Genomic DNA, 16,905 nt, shown 5'->3' on the forward strand with positions numbered 1-16,905 from the left:
GCGGCGCGCTGCCACCCTCCCCTGGAGGGGGAGGGTCGCTACGCATGTAGCGAAGCGGAATGCGTAGCGGGGTGGGGTGACAGTCTCTCCGCCGCGAACACTGCCCGAGTGGAGAGATCACCCCACCCCGCTCGCGCTACGCGCGATAGCCCTGCCCTCCAGGGGAGGGTAAGAGAGGTCGCGCCACCTTTTTTCGAAACGATGGAGGAAGAAGAGAACGCTCAGCTCGCCGCTTCCAGCCGCATTTCCGTCAGCAGCCGCATCGCGGCATCGGCATCCATCGGCTCCCCGAAGGCAAAGCCCTGCGCGTATTCGCAGCCCATCTGGTAGAGCTCGACCGCGTCGGAATCGGTCTCGGCGCCTTCGGCCACCACGTCCATGCCGAGGTCATGCGCGAGCGCGATGATCGATTTCAGGATCACCGGGCGCGTGCCGCGGTTGGTGGTGCGCACGAAGGACTGGTCGATCTTGATGGTGTCGAACGGGAAGCGCTGGAGATAGGCCAGCGAGGAATGGCCGGTGCCGAAATCGTCGAGCGACAGCCCGGTGCCGAGCTCGCGGATGCGCGTCAGCATCTGCGCCGCATGCTCCGGATTCTCCATCACCAGCGATTCCGTCAATTCCAGCTTCAGCGTGCCGCGCGCGACCGAGGAGCGCGACAGCACGGTACGGATGTCGTGGATCAGATCGTGGCGCAGCAGCTGCCGCGACGACACGTTGACGGAGGCGAAGATCGGCTCGCGCGAGCGCATCGCGCGCTGCCACACCGCGAGCTGCTTTGCGGTCTGGTCGAGCACGAACATGCCGAGGTCGACGATCAGCCCGGTCTCTTCCGCGATGGTGATGAATTCCGAAGGCGCCATGCGCCCGAGCTTCGGGTGGTCCCAGCGCGCCAACGCCTCGAAGCCGGCGATCGAACGATCCTCCAGCCGCACGATCGGCTGGTACAGGATCGTGATCTCCTGCCGCTCGATGGCGCGGCGCAATTCGCTCTCCAGCGTCAGCCGGTCGGTCTTCCGCGCACGCATTGCCGGCTTGTAGACGTCGATGCGGTCGCCGCCGATGCGCTTGGAGTGATACATCGCGAGCTCGGCGTCCTTGATGATCTCGTCCGTCAATTGGGTCTGCGGATCAGACAAAGCGAGGCCGATCGAGGCCGTGAGGAAGATCTCGCGATCGTTGAAGGCGATCGGGGCGCGGATGGTCTTGCGGATGGTCTCGGCGAAGGCGGTGATGCGGGCGGGGTCCTGCTCCGAGAGCAGGATCAGGCCGAACTGGTCGCCGGCCATCCGTGCCAGCGTGTCTTGCGGCTTCAGGATGCGGGTGAGGCGGCGGGCGAGCGTCAGCAGGATGGAATCGCCGACCGCGATGCCGACGGAATCGTTGACCTGCTTGAAGCGGTCGAGGTCGATCACCATCAGCGTCGGTCGCAGCGTCGGCATGGTCTTGGCGAAATGCGCCACCGCACCCAGCCGGTCCATGAACAGTTTTCGGTTGGGCAGGCCGGTGAGGTTGTCATGCACGGAATCGTGCAGCAGGCGCTCTTCGGCGTTGCGCAGCTCGGTGACGTCGGTGAGCGTGCCGACCACGCGCGAGACCTCGCCGTCGGAGCCGACCACCGGGCGCGCCTTCAGCGCGAACCACATGAAGTGGCCGTCCGGCGTACGCAGGCGGAAATCCTGCACCAGGCGGCCGCGGCGCTGGTCGAGCACGCTGTCCAGCGCGGCGCGGAAGCGATCCTGATCGAGCGGGTGCAGCACTTCGAGCCACGAGGCAGCGGGGCCTTCCAGCGTGCCGCGCTTGAGGCCGAGCAGGGCCTCGGTCTCGGGACTGGTGAAGACCTTGTCGGCGGAGACGTCCCAGTCCCAGATCAGATCGCCGGAGCCGGCCAGCGCCAGCGCCCTCCGTTCGATGTCGGAGACGACACCGGTCGAGGCGCCGCCGCCGGCGAAGGCGTGCTGCATCACCGTGAAGCCGATCAGCATCACGATCAGCACGAGGCCGCCGAGCAGGGCCGGGCCGACGATGTCGTTGGTAACGGAGCCGGCGACCGTCATACCGGCCGCCACGACCCAGACCACCAGGAGGAACCAGGTCGGGATCAGCAGCACCGCGCGGTCGAAGCCGTGGGTGGAGAGATAGACGATCAGCGCGAAGCCGGCGAAGGCGATCAGCACCAGCGAGATACGCGCGATGCCGGAGGCGACCGCCGGATCGAATAACGCAAGCGCCACCAGCGATCCCAGGAAGGCGAGCCAGCCCACCGTGATGTGCGAATAGCGCACATGCCAGCGACTGAGGTTGAGATAGGCAAACAGGAACACCAGCAGCGTCGCCGCCAGGATCGCTTCGCCCGCTGCGCGCCAGATGCGCTCGGCGTTGTTCGACATGTCGAGCACCTTGCCCCAGAAGCCGAAATCGACGCCGATATAGACCAGCACCGCCCATGCTAGCGCCGCGGCGGCCGGGAACATGATGCTGCCCTTCACCACGAACAGAATGGTCAGCACTAAGGCGAGCAAGCCGGAGATGCCGATCACGATGCCCTGGTAGAGCGTGAACGAGTTGACCTTGTCCTTGTAAGCTTCCGGCTCCCACAGATAGAGCTGCGGCAGCTTGTCGGTGCGCAGCTCGGCAACGAAGGTGATGACGGCGCCGGGGTCGAGCGTGATGCGGAAGACATCGGCGGTCGGACTTTCCTGCCGCTCGGGCCGGTCACCGGTCGAAGGCGTGATGGTGGCGATGCGCGACAGACCGAGGTCGGGCCAGAGCAGCCCTGACGAGACGATGCGGTAATGCGGAGCGACGATCAGGCGGTCGAGCTGGTCGTCGGTGTTGTTGGCGAGGGCGAACACCACCCAGTTCTGGCCGCCTTCGCGGGCGCGCACCTCGATGCGGCGGACGATGCCGTCGGTGCCGGGCGCGGTCGAAACCTGGATGCGATCAGCATCGCTGCGCTGATGCTCGAGCACACCGGTGAGATCGATCGCGGGCGCGTCACTGCGAACGCTGACAGCGTCGAGCGCGCGTGCAGGGGACGCGGCAACGAGCATCATGAGGCCCAGCGCGATGGGCGCGAGGCACCTGATCAGACGCAAGGTCAGTTCTCCGCGTTCGACGCAAACTTCGAGTGCAAGGCGATTTCAGACCGGACAGAATTGGTTCGGTGCGTCGCGATAGATGCCACGAAAGCGAGGAAAATCAAAGGGTTTCCGCCTTGCCCTGTGGGCCGGCGGCCTACACCTCCAACACAATTTTGCCAATATGTGCGCTCGTCTCCATGCGCCGGTGCGCATCGGCTGCCTTTTCCAGCGGGAAAGTGCTGTCCATCAGCGGCTTGATGCGCCCTTCACGCAAAAGCGGCATCACTTTCGCCTCGATCGCGGCCACCATCGCCGCCTTGTCCGCATTACTACGGGGGCGCAGCGTCGAGCCGGTATGGGTGAGGCGCTTCACCATCACCTTGGCAACGTTGACGTTGACCTTGGGGCCGTTGAGGGTCGCGATCTGGACGATGCGGCCGTCAACTGCGGCGGCGTCATAGTTGCGATCGACATAATCGCCGGCGACCATGTCGAGGATCAGGTTGACGCCGGCCTTGTTGGTCTCTTCCTTGATCACGGCGACGAAGTCTTCAGTTTTGTAATTGATGGCGCGGTCGGCACCCAGCTTGAGGCAGGCATCGATCTTGTCCTGCGACCCCACGGTGACGAACACTTTTGCGCCGAACGCTTTGGCGAGCTGGATCGCCATGGTGCCGATGCCGGAGGAGCCGCCATGGATCAGCAGCGTCTCGCCGGCCTTGAGGCCGCCGCGTTCGAACACGTTGTGCCAGACCGTCATCAGAGTTTCCGGCAGTGCGCCGGCTTCCTTGATCGACAGCGACGGCGGCACGCTCATGGCATGGGCGTCCTGCGCGATGCAGTACTGCGCATAACCACCGCCGGCGACGAGCGACATCACCTTGTCACCAACCTTGTGCCGCTTGGCATTGCTGCCGACCGCCACCACTTCGCCCGCGATCTCCAGGCCCGGCAAGTCGCTGGCGCCGGGCGGCGGCGGATAGGCGCCGGAGCGCTGCGCGACGTCGGGCCGGTTGACGCCGGCGGCCTCGACCTTGACCAGGATCTCGTCAGGACCGGGCTGCGGCACGGCCCGTTGTTCCGGCACCAGCACCTCCGGTCCGCCGGGCTGGGAGATAGCGACCACGGTCATTTGCGCGGGCAGCTTGTCCATGATGTGTCCTTGAGCAAAGGTGCGGAAATGGGAACGAGGCCATTGCTTAGCCAGCGCGCTCCAAGCTGGCAACCGCCTCAGCCGCGAACGCAGGAGGAACGACGATGCCGATGGAAGACGACGACCGGCCGCGCAAGAAGATCAGCCATGAAATCGGACAGGATCTCTCACTCTTGTCGGTCGAGGAACTAACCGAGCGCGTCATCCTGCTCAAGACCGAGATCGCAAGGCTGGAAGAAGCCGCCACCAAGAAGCGCGCCTCGCGCGATGCGGCGAACAGTGTTTTCAAGTCGTAATCTCTTCATCTCTTCGCCGTCATTCCGGGGCGGCGCGTCAGCGCCGAGCCCGGAATCCATAACCCCAGGAAATCGAAGCGGGCACTCTGATAGAGGCGGGCCGCTCCATCCGTCCGCGCTTATGGATTCTCAGATGCGCAATTGCGCATCATAGCTCGCGACTTCGTCGCGTCCGGAATGACGGGTGAGGGCGTTCGTGCGGCACAGCGTCCGGGGCACGAGACCCCACTCAGCCATTGGCCGACATGGCTAACGAACTCTCAAAAAATTAGCTCGTTTACTTCAGATTAAGCTTTCGGGTTTATGACTGGAACTGTCCTCGTTTGGACACCGAGTGGCTCCTGTCCACTCTGTTTGACGCCTCCCTGTTATCAACTTTCAAAGCCGCCGGTCTCCGGCGGCTCTTTTTTTGCCTCCACTCCGCCTTTTTGCGTCTCGTTACGGTTGAATCCCTGGGAAAGACCCGCGGAAACCATATCCGCGCTTGTGGCTGGACTCGGCGTCCTGCCCGGGCAATGATTTGTTCATCATAAGCCGGCGCCAAGCCGGACAGTCAGACAGTTGCGTAAGGGGCGTTAACCATGGAACGTTTGCAAGCCGACGGCGCTCTCGTTCAACTCAGCGAGCGGTTCACCAATTCTGCGGCGTTCGGCGTCCTGTTCCGCGAGGGCATGGACCTCGTCGAGGAAACCGCCGCCTATCTCGACGGCGCCGGGCGCACGGAGGCCAAGGCGCTCGACCGTGCCGTTAGCCTGACTTATGCAACCGAGAGCATGCGTCTCACGACCCGCCTGATGCAGCTCGCCTCGTGGCTGCTGCTGCACCGCGCGGTGAAAGAAGGCGAGATGACGCTGAGCCAGGCCAATCGCGAGAAGACCAAGGTGAAGCTGACCGCCGCCGATCCGGGCCCCGCCGACACCATCGAGAAGCTGCCCGCGCAGCTCCAGGACCTGATCCACCGCTCGATGAGCCTTCAGACCCGCGTGCGCCGCCTCGACACCACCATCCACACCCCGCCCGCCGACCACGTCGCGATCGGCAACCCGCTGGTGCCGCACCTCAACGCGCTGAAGGCTGCGTTCGAGCGGTAGGGGTCTCAGCGTCATTCCGGGGCGATGCGTGAGCATCGTGCCCGGAATCTCGAAATTCCAGGTTCGGCTCTCCGAGCCGCCCCGGAACGACAGCGTGATAGAAAACAAAAACGCCCCCGGTCTCCCAGGGGCGTTTTTCGTCTCCAGCCTGCAGCCGGATCAATCCTTTTTGAGAAAGCCCGAAAACTTCTTCTGGAAGCGCGAGACGCGGCCGCCGCGGTCCATGAGCTGGGCGTTGCCGCCGGTCCAGGCCGGGTGCGATTTCGGGTCGATGTCGAGGTTCAGCGTGTCGCCTTCCTTGCCCCAGGTCGAGCGGGTCAGGTACTCGGTTCCGTCGGTCATAACGACCTTAATCGTATGATAGTTCGGGTGAATTTCGGCTTTCATGGCAATTCCTCGGCGCCCCGGCGCCTTCTTGGGTGGCTAGCGAATGACGGATTTGGCCGGCTCTATACCTCACCACGCCCTGCAAAACAAGCCATCGCGGGCGGTGAACCGGGCTTCCCCTAAGGGACATCCCGGATTTGCCAGTACCCTTGCTCCGGCCTATTGGGAGCAAACGAATGCAATGGGTCGGATCTCATGAGCGCAGTGGAACGGCTTGATGACCAATATGTCGATCAGCCTGAAATGAATTCCCAGGTGAATTCCCAAGTGAATTCCCAACTGAATTCCGCCGACACCTCATCGATCGAGGCCGATCTGATCGAGCAGCCCGCCAAGGGCCGCGCCAAGCTGCGGCCGCTGCTCGCGCTCGCGCCCTATATCAGCCGCTATCGCGGCCGCGCGGCACTGGCCTTCCTCGCGCTGACTGTCGCCGCACTGACCATGCTGCTGGTGCCGGTCGCGGTGCGCCGGATGATCGATTTCGGCCTGACGCCCGAGGGCATCGAGCTGATCAACAGCTACTTCTCGGTGATGCTTGCGGTGGTTGCCGTGCTCGCGCTGGCGAGCGCGGCGCGCTACTACCTCGTGATGACGATCGGCGAGCGCATCGTCGCCGACCTCAGGCGCGACGTGTTCGGGCATCTGCTGTCGCTTTCGCCGACCTTCTTCGACTCCGCGCGCAGCGGCGAGCTGATCTCGCGGCTCACCGCCGACACCACCCAGATCAAATCCGCCGTCGGCGCCTCGGTGTCGATCGCGCTGCGCAATCTGATGATGTTTCTCGGCGCCGCCGCGATGATGGTGATCACCAGCCCGAAATTGTCAGGCTTCGTGCTGTTGGCCATACCTTTGATCGTGCTGCCGCTGGTGGCTTTCGGGCGCTGGGTACGGCGGCTGTCGCGCAATGCGCAGGACACGCTCGCCGATGCCTCCGCCTATGCCGGCGAGCTGATCGGGGCGATCCGCACCGTGCAGGCCTATACCAGCGAGCAGTTCGCCGAGAAGCGCTTCGGCGGCAATGTCGAGCAGGCTTATGAGGCGGCGCGCACCTCGACCCAGGCCCGCGCCGTGCTCACCGCCATCATCATTTTCATCGTGTTCGCAAGCGTTGTCGCGATCCTCTGGATCGGCTCGCATGACGTGCTCACCGGTGCGATCACGCCCGGTCGGCTCGGCCAGTTCGTGCTCTATGCCGTGTTCGCCGCGGCGGGACTCGGCCAGCTCAGCGAGGTTTGGGGCGAAGTGTCGGCGGCATCCGGTGCTGCCGAGCGCCTGTTCGAGATCTTGCATGTAAGACCCGAGATCACCGCGCCCGCCGCGCCTCGCGCCTTGCCAATGCCGGCGCGCGGCGAGGTCGGCTTCGATCGGGTCAGCTTCGCCTATCCTGCGCGGCGCGACGTTAACGTGCTCGATGCGGTGTCGTTCACCGTGCATCCGGGCGAGAAGGTCGCGATCGTCGGTCCGTCCGGCGCCGGCAAGAGCACGATCTTTCATCTGCTGCTGCGCTTCTACGATCCGCGCAGCGGCGCGATCTCGCTCGACGGCGTGCCGGTCAGATCCGCCGACCCGCGCGATGTTCGCGCCCGCATCGCGCTGGTGCCGCAAGACTCGGTGGTGTTTGCGGCAAGCGCTCGCGAGAACATCCGCTTCGGCCGGCCGGATGCGACCGATGCCGAGGTCGAGCGCGCCGCCGAGCTCGCGCATGCCGCCGAGTTCATCCGCCGGCTGCCCGAAGGCTTCGAGACGGCGCTCGGCGAGCGCGGCGTGACGCTCTCCGGCGGCCAGCGCCAGCGCATCGCCATCGCGCGCGCCATCCTGCGCGATGCGCCGCTGCTGCTGCTGGATGAAGCCACCTCCGCGCTCGATGCTGAAAGCGAAACGCTGGTGCAGACCGCGCTGGAAGAGCTGATGCGCCACCGCACCACGCTGGTGATCGCCCATCGCCTCGCCACCGTCTTGTCCTGCGACCGCATCCTGGTGATGGACCAGGGCAGGATCGTCGAGCAGGGCACGCATGCCGAACTCGTGGCAGCGAACGGGCTTTACGCGAGGCTGGCGCGGTTGCAGTTCGAGGGGGCGTGAGAGCCTGAGCGATCGACGTGAGGCGCAGCGATCGCTGCCCCCACCCACAGTGTCATCGCCCGCGAAAGCGGGCGATCCAGTACGCCGCGGCGTCTCGGTTCAAGTGCTGTCTCTGGAATACTGGATCACACGCCTGCGCGGGTAATGACAGCGGTGAAGGAGCCGTCTTTACCGGCACTTCGGCGAGAGCGCCGGCACGTTCGGCCACGGCCAGTTCTTCCAGCTGCCGTCATTATCGACGCAGGCCGATGGCGCAGGGCTGCTCGCCGGAGAACTCGTTGTGTTGACCTGCGTCGCAAAGCGCTGGTCGACATAGGCCGTCGACACATATCCGGCGACGATGACGGCCAGAAAAACCGAGCAACCCTTGGCCAGATCGCGCAGCTTCATCGATCGTCTTCATCCGCTTGTCATCGCTGCTCTGACTACAACGACTAACGAACGTCGCGGGATCCCGGCGTGACGGGCCTCACGCCCGCCACGCCATCTTCAGCACCGGCCGCCCCGAGGTCGGGTTCACATCGTCGCCGGCATGGGCAAAGCCGTTGCGCTCGTAGAAGCGGATGGCGCGGGCGTTGTCCTTGTTGACGAGCAGCGTAACGCCTGAGGGCGACAGCCGCTTGGCTTCTTCCACCAGCAGCCTGGCTGCATCCGAGCCCCAGTGCGCGGGATCGACCACGAGCTGGTCGAGATAGCCGTCATCGTCGATGGTGACGAAGCCGCTGAGCGCGCCATCCTGCTCGGCGACGACGATAGAGGCTTTCGGCACCAGGTCCTTGCGCCAGCGCTCCCGCCACCAGTCCAGCCGCGCCGCGAAATCGATCTGCGGATAGGCCTGCTGCCAGGTGCGATGCCAGAGGTCGATCGTGGCCGCCTCGTCCTCGGGTCGGTAGGGGCGGAGGCGGAGGGCGCTCACTACCGCTCCGTCAGCTTCAACTCGATGCGGCGGTTGCGCTTATAGGCCTCCTCGGTGTTGCCGGGATCGAGCGGCTGGAATTCGCCGAAGCCGGCGGCGACGAGGCGCTGGGCCGGCACGCCGAGCGAGACCAGGTACTGCACCACCGAAATGGAGCGGGCGGCCGACAGTTCCCAGTTCGACTTGAAGTTCGGGCCATTGACCGGACGCACATCGGTGTGGCCGTCGACGCGCAGCACCCACGGGATCTCGCTCGGGATCTTCTTGTCGAGCTCGATCAGCGCTGCCGCCAAGGTGTCGAGCTCGGCGCGGCCTTCGGGCAGCAAGGTCGCCTGTCCGGTATCGAAGAACACTTCGGACTGGAACACGAAGCGGTCGCCGACGATCCGGATGTCGGGGCGGTTGCCGAGGATGGCGCGCAGGCGCCCGAAGAATTCCGAGCGGTAGCGCGACAATTCCTGCACGCGCTGCGCCAAAGCAACATTCAAGCGAGAACCGAGGTCAGCGATCCGGTTCTGCGATTCCTTGTCGCGCTTCTCGGAGGCATCCAGCGCCTCTTCAAGTGCCGCCAATTGCCGCCTGAGCGCGCTGATCTGCTGGTTCAGCACCTCGATCTGCGCCAGCGCCCGCGCCGAGACCGCTTTCTCGGAGTCCAGTGCCTTGCCGAGCTCGGCGGTCTTGCCTTGCGCGTCGTTGCCGGCATTGGCGAGCCCCTCATAGAGGCCTTTGATGCGGTCGCGCTCGGATTCGGCCGAGGCAAGTCCCGCCTTCAGTTGCGAGACCTGGTCGTCGAGCGTGAGCTTGCCGAGCTTCTCCAGCGACAGGAGCTCGTTGAGCTGCGCGATCTTGGCGTTGAGCTGCTCCAGCGCCTTGTCCTTGCCGGTGACCTCCTGCGACAGGAAGAACTGCACAACCAGGAAGACCGACAGCAGGAACACGATCGACAGCACCAGGGTCGACAAGGCGTCGACGAATCCGGGCCAGTAGTTGAAGGTGCCTTCGCTGCGGCGGGCGCGGGCAAGAGCCATGATCGCCTTTCCGTATTAGCTGCTCAACTCTTCTCGGGCTGGCGGGCGAGGCGCTCGAGCAGGCGCCGGATCTCGCGGTTCTGCTCGCCCTGGCCGTCGGCCCATTCGCGGATCATCTGCTGCTCGGTGCGCATGTGCGAGACCAGCGCCTGGATCGCTTCGGCAAGGCTCGCCATCGCCGCGGTAGTGCCGCGGCTGGCGCTGCCTTCCTCGAACACGGAGCGCAGCCGCTCGACCGCGGCCTGGAGCTCGCCGCTGGCGACGCCACCGCCGCCGGAAGCGACCGCCACTTCGCCATTGCCATATTCGCGCACGGTGCTGGCGAGCCAGTCTTCCAGGTCGGTGTAGAAGCGGTTCTGCGCCTGGCTCGATTGCAGGTCGAGGAAGCCGAGGATCAGCGAGCCGGCGAGGCCAAACAGCGAACTGGAGAACGAGATGCCCATGCCGCCGAGCGGGGCGGCGAGGCCTTCCTTCAAGGTGTCGAACAGCGCGCCGGCATCGCCACCGACCTTGAGGCCGTCGATCACCTTGCCGACCGAGCCGACCGTCTCGATCAGGCCCCAGAAGGTGCCGAGCAGGCCGAGAAAGACGAGCAGGCCGGTCATGTAGCGGGAGATGTCCCGGGCTTCGTCCAGGCGGGTCGCGATCGAATCGAGCAGATGCCGCATCGTGGTCTGGGTGATCGTCATCCGCCCCGAGCGCTCGCCGCCGAGGATCGCCGCCATCGGCGCCAGCAGCTTCGGGTGCCGGGCCGGCGCCAGGCCGGGATCGGCGATGCGGAAATTGTTGACCCAGGAGACTTCGGGATAGAGCCGAATGACCTGACGAAAGGCCAGCACGATGCCGATGAACAGCACCGCCCCGATCAGGGCATTAAGGCCGGGATTGGCGAAGAAGGCTTGGATGATCTGCTTGTAGAGCACCACGCCGACCAGCGTACACAGAACCAGGAAGACCAGCATCCGCACCAGGAAGACGCTGGGCGAGGACAGTTTTGTGTACTCGATATCCATGGTGGAGCGGGAAGTGCCAGACGGCATGGCCGATATCATCCGTTACGAAGCTTGCTTGCGGCGCACACTATGGCACAGCGCCAGCCCAAAAAAAGCGCCGGATGCGCCGATTTCGGGGAGAGCTTGGGGAACCTGGGCCGGAAGCCGCGCTTTGATAGGCAGGTGTCTGCAAGAGCTCGCCATTCGGGGGCCGCATGAGCGTCGTTTCCGCGATCATCGGGACTGCCGAACGTGTGCCGTTACCGGACGTCGTGATTCGTGCCGCGATCCAGCGCCTGTGCTCGCGCACGGCGACGCGCCTGTCCACGCTGGGGGCGGTCGACGATGCCGCCTTCGCCGGGCGGATGATGCTGCGGCCGATCGCCGAGGACGCCGATGCTGCCGGCGGCCGGCACGACCAGGTGCCTGCTTCGTTCTTCGCGCAAGTGCTCGGCCCCAACCGCAAATTTTCCTGCTGTTTCTACAAAACCGACGCGACCTCCTTGCAGGAGGCGGAGGAGGAGGCTCTACGCCAGACCGTCGAGCATGCCGGTCTTGCCGACGGGCAGACCATCCTCGAGCTCGGCTGCGGCTGGGGCTCGCTATCGCTGCGGATCGCGCGGCAGTTTCCGCACGCGAAGGTGACGGCCGTGTCGGCCTCGCAGGCGGAGCGCGCTTATGTCGAGGATGAGGCGCGGCGGCGCGGGCTGTCGAACCTGCGGGTCGTGATCGCCGACATGAACGTGTTCGCGCCCGAGGGGCAGTTCGACCGCATCATCTCGGTCGAGACGTTCGAGCACATGATGAACTGGCGCAAGCTGATGACACGCCTGCGCGCATGGCTCGCGCCCGACGGACGCTTCTTCATGCATGTGGTCACTCATCGCTCCGGCTCCCATCTGTTCAACCCAGCGAATCGCGAGGATTGGATCGCGCAGCACGCCTTCACGGGGCGGATTGATGCCGAGCCATCACCTCGTCAGGCAATTCGACGACATCTTCGCAATCGAGAAGGAATGGTGCTGGAGCGGCGCGCATTACCAACACACCGCGAATGACTGGCTCGCCAATTTCGATGCGCATCGCGACACCATCGAGGCCGCGTTGCGCAAGGTCTATGGCGAGGAGACCGCACTCTGGATGCGGCGCTGGCGCTGGTTTCTCCTCGCGACGTCGGGCCTGTTCGGCTACGCTGATGGAACCGAATGGGGCGTCAGCCACTACCGGATGAAGGCCGCCGAGTAATTGCGATGTTCCGTCGCAGCACGCGGCGGTGGACCCCGACTCACAATCAAGTGACAGGGCAAAAAGCGCCTGAACTCAACACCATACGCTGTGTGACAATGAGCCGCCCGCGCCATGCGTTGCATCGCAGCAGATGCATTCTATTTTGGCGGCATCAGCCGCGTGTAAAAGGCCCAGAACGGGCCTCGCGCGAGCATGATCAGTTTCAACAACATCGGGGCACCCCACTTCATGTCAGGACTTCGTGCGCGATCGGCATGCGTTGCAATGATGCTCGCGGCCTTAGCGCCGCTGCTGGCGGGCTGCGAGGAGTCCAGCTCCGCCGTGTCCGCCGCCCCGCCGGCCGATCCTGACGTCAGCATCGTCGTCGTCAAGCCGCAGCCCCGTGCGGTGGTGCGTGAGCTGCCGGGCCGCATCGCGCCGACCCGCGTCTCCGACGTGCGGCCGCGCGTCTCCGGCATCGTGGTCGAGCGCCTGTTCCGGCAAGGCAGCGAAGTGAAGGCGGGCGATCCGCTCTACCGCATCGATCCGCGCCCATTCGAGGTCGAGGTGATGGCCAACGAGGCCGCGGTCGCCAAGGCCGAGGCTGCTGCGATGCAAGCGCACCAGCAGGCACGCCGCGTCGCTGCGCTCACCAAGGATCGCGCCGCGCCGGAGGCCGAGAACGAAAAGGCAATCGCCGCCGAGCGGCAGGCCCAGGCCGAGGTCGAAGGCCGCAAGGCCGAACTCGCGCGCGCAAAACTCAACCTCGATTACGCCACCGTGCGCGCGCCGATCGACGGCGTCGTCGGTGCGGCGCTGGTCAGCGAGGGCGCGCTCGTCGTGCAGAACGAGACCAATCTCGCCAGCATCCAGCAGCTCGATCCGATTTATGCCGATTTCACCCAGTCGGTGACCGAGCTCAACCAGCTCCGGCGCGCCTTCGAAAGCGGCGATCTCGAGCGTATTGCGGCCGACGCCGCCAAGGTGCGCCTCGTGCTCGATGACAACACCATCTATTCGCTCGACGGCAAGCTGCTGTTTTCCGACGCCAAGGTCGATGCCCATACCGGCCAGGTGACGCTGCGCGGCGAGTTCCCCAATCCCAAGCGCGAGCTCCTGCCGGGCATGTATGTCCGCGTTCGCATCGATCAGGGTCTCGATAGCGACGCGATCGCGGTGCCGCAGCAGGCGATCCAGCGCAATGGCGGCGGCGGCAGCGAGGTCTTCGTCGTCAAGGACGACAACCACATCGCGGTGCAGGCGGTGCGCACCGGCTCGGTGCAGGACGGACTCTGGTTCGTCACCGAAGGCCTGAAGGCCGGAGACAAGGTCGTGGTCGAAGGCTTCCAGAAATTCGCGGCCGGCGACAAGGTCAAACCGCAATCCTGGTCGGAGGCGGACGCGACTGCGGACAACCGGCACGCCCAGAAGCTCACGCGGTAACGCGCCATGCCGAGTTTCTTCATCGACAGGCCGATTTTCGCCTGGGTGGTTGCGCTATTCATCTGCTTGATCGGTGCGATTGCGGTTCCGCTGCTGCCGATCGCGCAATATCCGATCATCGCGCCGCCCTCGATCTCGGTTTCGACCAGCTATCCCGGCGCCTCCCCGGAGAACCTCTACAACAGCGTCACGCGGCTGATCGAGGAGGAGCTCAACGGCGCGGCCAACATCCTCAACTTCGAATCGACCAGCGACTCGCTCGGCCAGGTCGAGATCATCGCGAATTTCCAGCCGGGCACCGATACCAGCGCGGCCTCGGTCGAGGTGCAGAACCGCATCAAGCGCGTCGAGGCGCGCCTGCCGCGCGCCGTGATGCAGCAGGGCATCTTGATCGAGGAAGCCTCCAGCGCGGTGCTTCAGATCATCACACTGAACTCGACCGACGGCAGCCTCGATGAGGTCGGCCTCGGCGACTTCATGATCCGCAACGTGCTCGGTGAGATCCGCCGCATTCCCGGCGTCGGCCGCGCCACGCTCTACTCGACCGAGCGCAGCTTGCGCGTCTGGGTCGATCCGGCCAAGCTCGTCGGTTATGGGCTGACCGCCGACGACGTCAACAAGGCCATCGCCGCGCAGAACGCGCAGGTCGCCTCGGGCAGCATCGGCGCGGAGCCGTCGACGTCGAGCCAGCGCACCTCCGCGCTGGTGCTGGTCAAAGGCCAGCTCTCGTCCCCGGACGAGTTCGGCGCCATCATCCTGCGCGCCAATGCCGACGGGTCGACCGTGCGCCTGCGCGACGTCGCACGTATCGAGGTCGGCGGCCTCAGCTACCAGTTCAACACGCGCCTCGACGGCAAGCCGACCGCCGGCCTGTCGGTGCTGATGTCGCCGACCGGCAACGCGCTGGCAACCGCGAGCGCGGTCGAAGCGAAGATGAAGGAGCTGTCGCGCTTCTTTCCGGCGAACATCACCTACGAGATTCCCTACAACATCACGCCGGTGGTCGAAGCCTCGATCAAGAAGGTGCTGTCGACGCTGGTCGAGGCCGTGGTGCTGGTCTTCGTGGTGATGTTCTTGTTTCTCCAGAACATCCGCTACACCATCATTCCGACCATCGTGGTGCCGGTGGCGTTGCTCGGGGCCTGCTCCACGCTGCTGCTTGCCGGCTACTCCATCAACATGCTTTCGATGTTCGGCATGGTGCTCGCGGTCGGCATCCTCGTCGACGACGCCATCGTCGTGGTCGAGAACGTCGAACGCATCATGGCCGAGGAAGGCCTGCCGCCGAAGGAAGCGACGCGGAAAGCCATGTCGCAGATCACCGGCGCCATCATCGGCATCACGTTGGTGTTGATGGCGGTGTTCGTGCCGATGGCATTCTTCCCGGGCTCGGTCGGCATCATCTATCGCCAGTTCTCGGTGACCATGGTCGCAGCGATCGGCTTCTCCGCCTTCCTGGCGCTGTCGCTGACGCCGGCGCTGTGCGCGACCCTGCTCAAGCCCGTCGAGGCCGGCCACGGTCACGCGAAGAGGGGCGTGTTCGGCTGGTTCAACCGCATGCTCGAAGGCGGCAAGGAGCGCTATTCCCGAACCGTCGGATTCTCGCTGAAGCGGACCGGCCGTCTGATGCTGGTCTACGCCGCGCTGCTGGTCGGCTTGTCCTGGGCCTTCATCAACCTGCCCGGCGGCTTCCTGCCCGTCGACGATCAGGGCTTCGTCACCACCGACGTGCAGACGCCGTCGGATTCGTCCTACGCGCGCACCGAAGCCGTGATCGAAAAGGTGGAAAAATATCTGGCACAGCGGCCGGGCGTCGACAACGTCACCTTCCTCACCGGCTTCAGCTTCTCCGGCCAGGGCATGAACACCGCGCAGGCGTTCATCACCTTGAAGGACTGGTCGGAACGCGGGCCAAAGGACTCCGCCGCCGCGATCGTCAACGACATCAACCGCGACCTGTCGTCTTCCGTTCGCGATGCAAAGATCTCAGCGCTCCAGCCGCCGCCGATCGACAATCTCGGCAATTCCTCGGGCTTCTCGTTCCGTCTCCAGGACCGCGGCCAGAAGGGCTATCAGCAATTGATGCGCGCCGCGGATCAACTGATCGCCGAAGCCAATGCGAGCCCCGTGCTGCAGAAGGTCTATATCGAAGGCCTGCCCGAGGCCGGCGTGGTCAATCTCGTGATCGACCGCGAGAAGGCCGGCGCCTTCGGCGTCACCTTCGAGGACATCAACAACACGATCTCGACCAATCTCGGCTCGAACTACATCAACGACTTCCCGAACCGCGGCCGCATGCAGCGCGTCGTGGTGCAGGCCGACGCCCGCGACCGCATGCGGACCGAGGACATCCTCAACTACAACGTCAAGAACAGCCGCGGCCAGCTGGTGCCGTTCTCCTCGTTCGCCACGGTGGAATGGGCGCGGGGGCCGACGCAGATCGCCGGCTTCAACTACTACCCGGCTGTGCGCATCTCCGGCGAGGCGAAACCCGGCTTCACCTCGGGCGATGCGATCGCCGAGATGGAGCGGCTCGCCGGCAGGTTGCCGCGCGGCTTTGGTTATGAATGGACGGGGCAGTCACTCCAGGAGAAGCTCTCGGGCTCGCAGGCGCCGTTCCTGCTGGCGCTGTCGGTGTTCGTGGTGTTCCTGTGCCTTGCCGCACTCTATGAAAGCTGGACCATTCCGCTCGCGGTGCTGCTCACCGTGCCGCTGGGCATCGTCGGCGCGGTCGTCGCAGCGACGCTGCGGAGCTTGCCCAACGACGTCTACTTCACCGTCGGCCTGATCACCATCATTGGCCTTGCCGCAAAGGACGCGATCCTGATCATCGAGTTCGCGAAAGATCTGCGCAAGGAGGGCAAGCCGCTGGTGGAGGCCACCATCGAGGCTTGCCGCCTGCGCTTCCGCCCGATCCTGATGACCGGCCTCGCCTTCATCTGCGGCGTGCTGCCGATGGCGATCGCCCACGGCGCCGGCGGCGCCAGCCAGCAAGCGCTCGGCTCCGTCGTGATGGGCGGCATGATCGCGGTGGTGATCCTGGCGCTCTTGATGGTGCCGGTGTTCTTCGTCTCGGTGCAGCGCGTGTTGGGCGGGGATCGGGAGCCGGTGGCGGCGAAGGAAGGCGAGGCCTACGGGCCGCCGGCGCCGGTTCGACACTAAGCAGGTCGCGTCACATCCCTTACCTCGCCCGGTTGCGGGGCGAGG

Annotated in this window: 12 protein-coding genes and 1 pseudogene; 6 read left to right on the forward strand and 7 right to left on the reverse strand. The window is 65.1% G+C overall.

The window, feature by feature from the left end:
• Positions 1–221: 221 nt before the first annotated feature.
• Both IVA96_RS14460 and IVA96_RS14465 read right to left on the reverse strand, forming a co-directional pair.
• Positions 222–3,098: an EAL domain-containing protein gene (locus IVA96_RS14460; RefSeq protein ID WP_247278079.1), complete on the reverse strand. Its 2,877-nt coding sequence runs from the start codon at positions 3,096–3,098 to the stop codon at positions 222–224.
• Positions 3,099–3,237: 139 nt separating this feature from the next.
• Complete coding sequence (locus IVA96_RS14465; protein ID WP_247278080.1) at positions 3,238–4,236, reverse strand: NAD(P)H-quinone oxidoreductase; 999 nt, start codon at positions 4,234–4,236, stop codon at positions 3,238–3,240.
• A 104-nt stretch (positions 4,237–4,340) separates the two neighbouring features.
• Here IVA96_RS14465 and IVA96_RS14470 point away from each other — a divergent pair, with 104 nt between their 5' ends.
• Complete coding sequence (locus IVA96_RS14470) at positions 4,341–4,532, forward strand: DUF1192 domain-containing protein (protein ID WP_247278081.1); 192 nt, start codon at positions 4,341–4,343, stop codon at positions 4,530–4,532.
• 581 nt (positions 4,533–5,113) lie between these two features.
• The gene (locus IVA96_RS14475; RefSeq protein WP_247278082.1) at positions 5,114–5,623 is read left to right on the forward strand and encodes a DUF1465 family protein; all 510 of its coding nucleotides are present in this window, start codon (positions 5,114–5,116) and stop codon (positions 5,621–5,623) included.
• 159 nt (positions 5,624–5,782) lie between these two features.
• Here IVA96_RS14475 and rpmE read toward each other — a convergent pair whose 3' ends face one another.
• Positions 5,783–6,010: a 50S ribosomal protein L31 gene (gene rpmE, locus IVA96_RS14480; protein ID WP_007599895.1), complete on the reverse strand. Its 228-nt coding sequence runs from the start codon at positions 6,008–6,010 to the stop codon at positions 5,783–5,785.
• A gap of 243 nt (positions 6,011–6,253) precedes the next feature.
• Here rpmE and IVA96_RS14485 point away from each other — a divergent pair, with 243 nt between their 5' ends.
• Positions 6,254–8,092: an ABC transporter ATP-binding protein/permease gene (locus IVA96_RS14485; protein ID WP_247278113.1), complete on the forward strand. Its 1,839-nt coding sequence runs from the start codon at positions 6,254–6,256 to the stop codon at positions 8,090–8,092.
• Positions 8,093–8,260: 168 nt separating this feature from the next.
• Here IVA96_RS14485 and IVA96_RS14490 read toward each other — a convergent pair whose 3' ends face one another.
• The 4 genes from IVA96_RS14490 to IVA96_RS14505 form a co-directional block, all read right to left on the reverse strand.
• On the reverse strand, positions 8,261–8,482 hold the full coding sequence (locus tag IVA96_RS14490; protein WP_247278083.1) for a hypothetical protein: 222 nt from the start codon (positions 8,480–8,482) through the stop codon (positions 8,261–8,263).
• A gap of 79 nt (positions 8,483–8,561) precedes the next feature.
• Positions 8,562–9,008, reverse strand: coding sequence for a GNAT family N-acetyltransferase (locus tag IVA96_RS14495; RefSeq protein WP_247278084.1), 447 nt, complete (start codon positions 9,006–9,008; stop codon positions 8,562–8,564).
• Positions 9,008–10,036, reverse strand: coding sequence for a peptidoglycan -binding protein (locus IVA96_RS14500; RefSeq protein ID WP_247278085.1), 1,029 nt, complete (start codon positions 10,034–10,036; stop codon positions 9,008–9,010). Before IVA96_RS14500 ends, IVA96_RS14495 begins: the two co-directional genes overlap by 1 nt.
• 23 nt (positions 10,037–10,059) lie before the next feature.
• Complete coding sequence (locus IVA96_RS14505; RefSeq protein ID WP_247278086.1) at positions 10,060–11,076, reverse strand: flagellar motor protein MotA; 1,017 nt, start codon at positions 11,074–11,076, stop codon at positions 10,060–10,062.
• A 167-nt stretch (positions 11,077–11,243) separates the two neighbouring features.
• On the opposite strand from IVA96_RS14505, the pseudogene IVA96_RS14510 reads away from it, so the two are divergent.
• The 3 genes and pseudogenes from IVA96_RS14510 (at position 11,244) to IVA96_RS14520 (ending at position 16,860) form a co-directional block, all read left to right on the forward strand.
• Positions 11,244–12,273, forward strand: a pseudogene (locus tag IVA96_RS14510) (cyclopropane-fatty-acyl-phospholipid synthase family protein).
• 231 nt (positions 12,274–12,504) lie between these two features.
• Complete coding sequence (locus tag IVA96_RS14515; RefSeq protein WP_247278087.1) at positions 12,505–13,698, forward strand: efflux RND transporter periplasmic adaptor subunit; 1,194 nt, start codon at positions 12,505–12,507, stop codon at positions 13,696–13,698.
• Between the two features lie 6 nt (positions 13,699–13,704).
• A complete protein-coding gene (locus IVA96_RS14520; protein ID WP_247278088.1) occupies positions 13,705–16,860 on the forward strand; it encodes a multidrug efflux RND transporter permease subunit in 3,156 nt (1,051 codons plus the stop codon).
• Positions 16,861–16,905 lie beyond the last annotated feature (45 nt).

The sequence above is a fragment of the Bradyrhizobium sp. 159 genome, assembly GCF_023073795.1.
Lineage (GTDB): Bacteria > Pseudomonadota > Alphaproteobacteria > Rhizobiales > Xanthobacteraceae > Bradyrhizobium.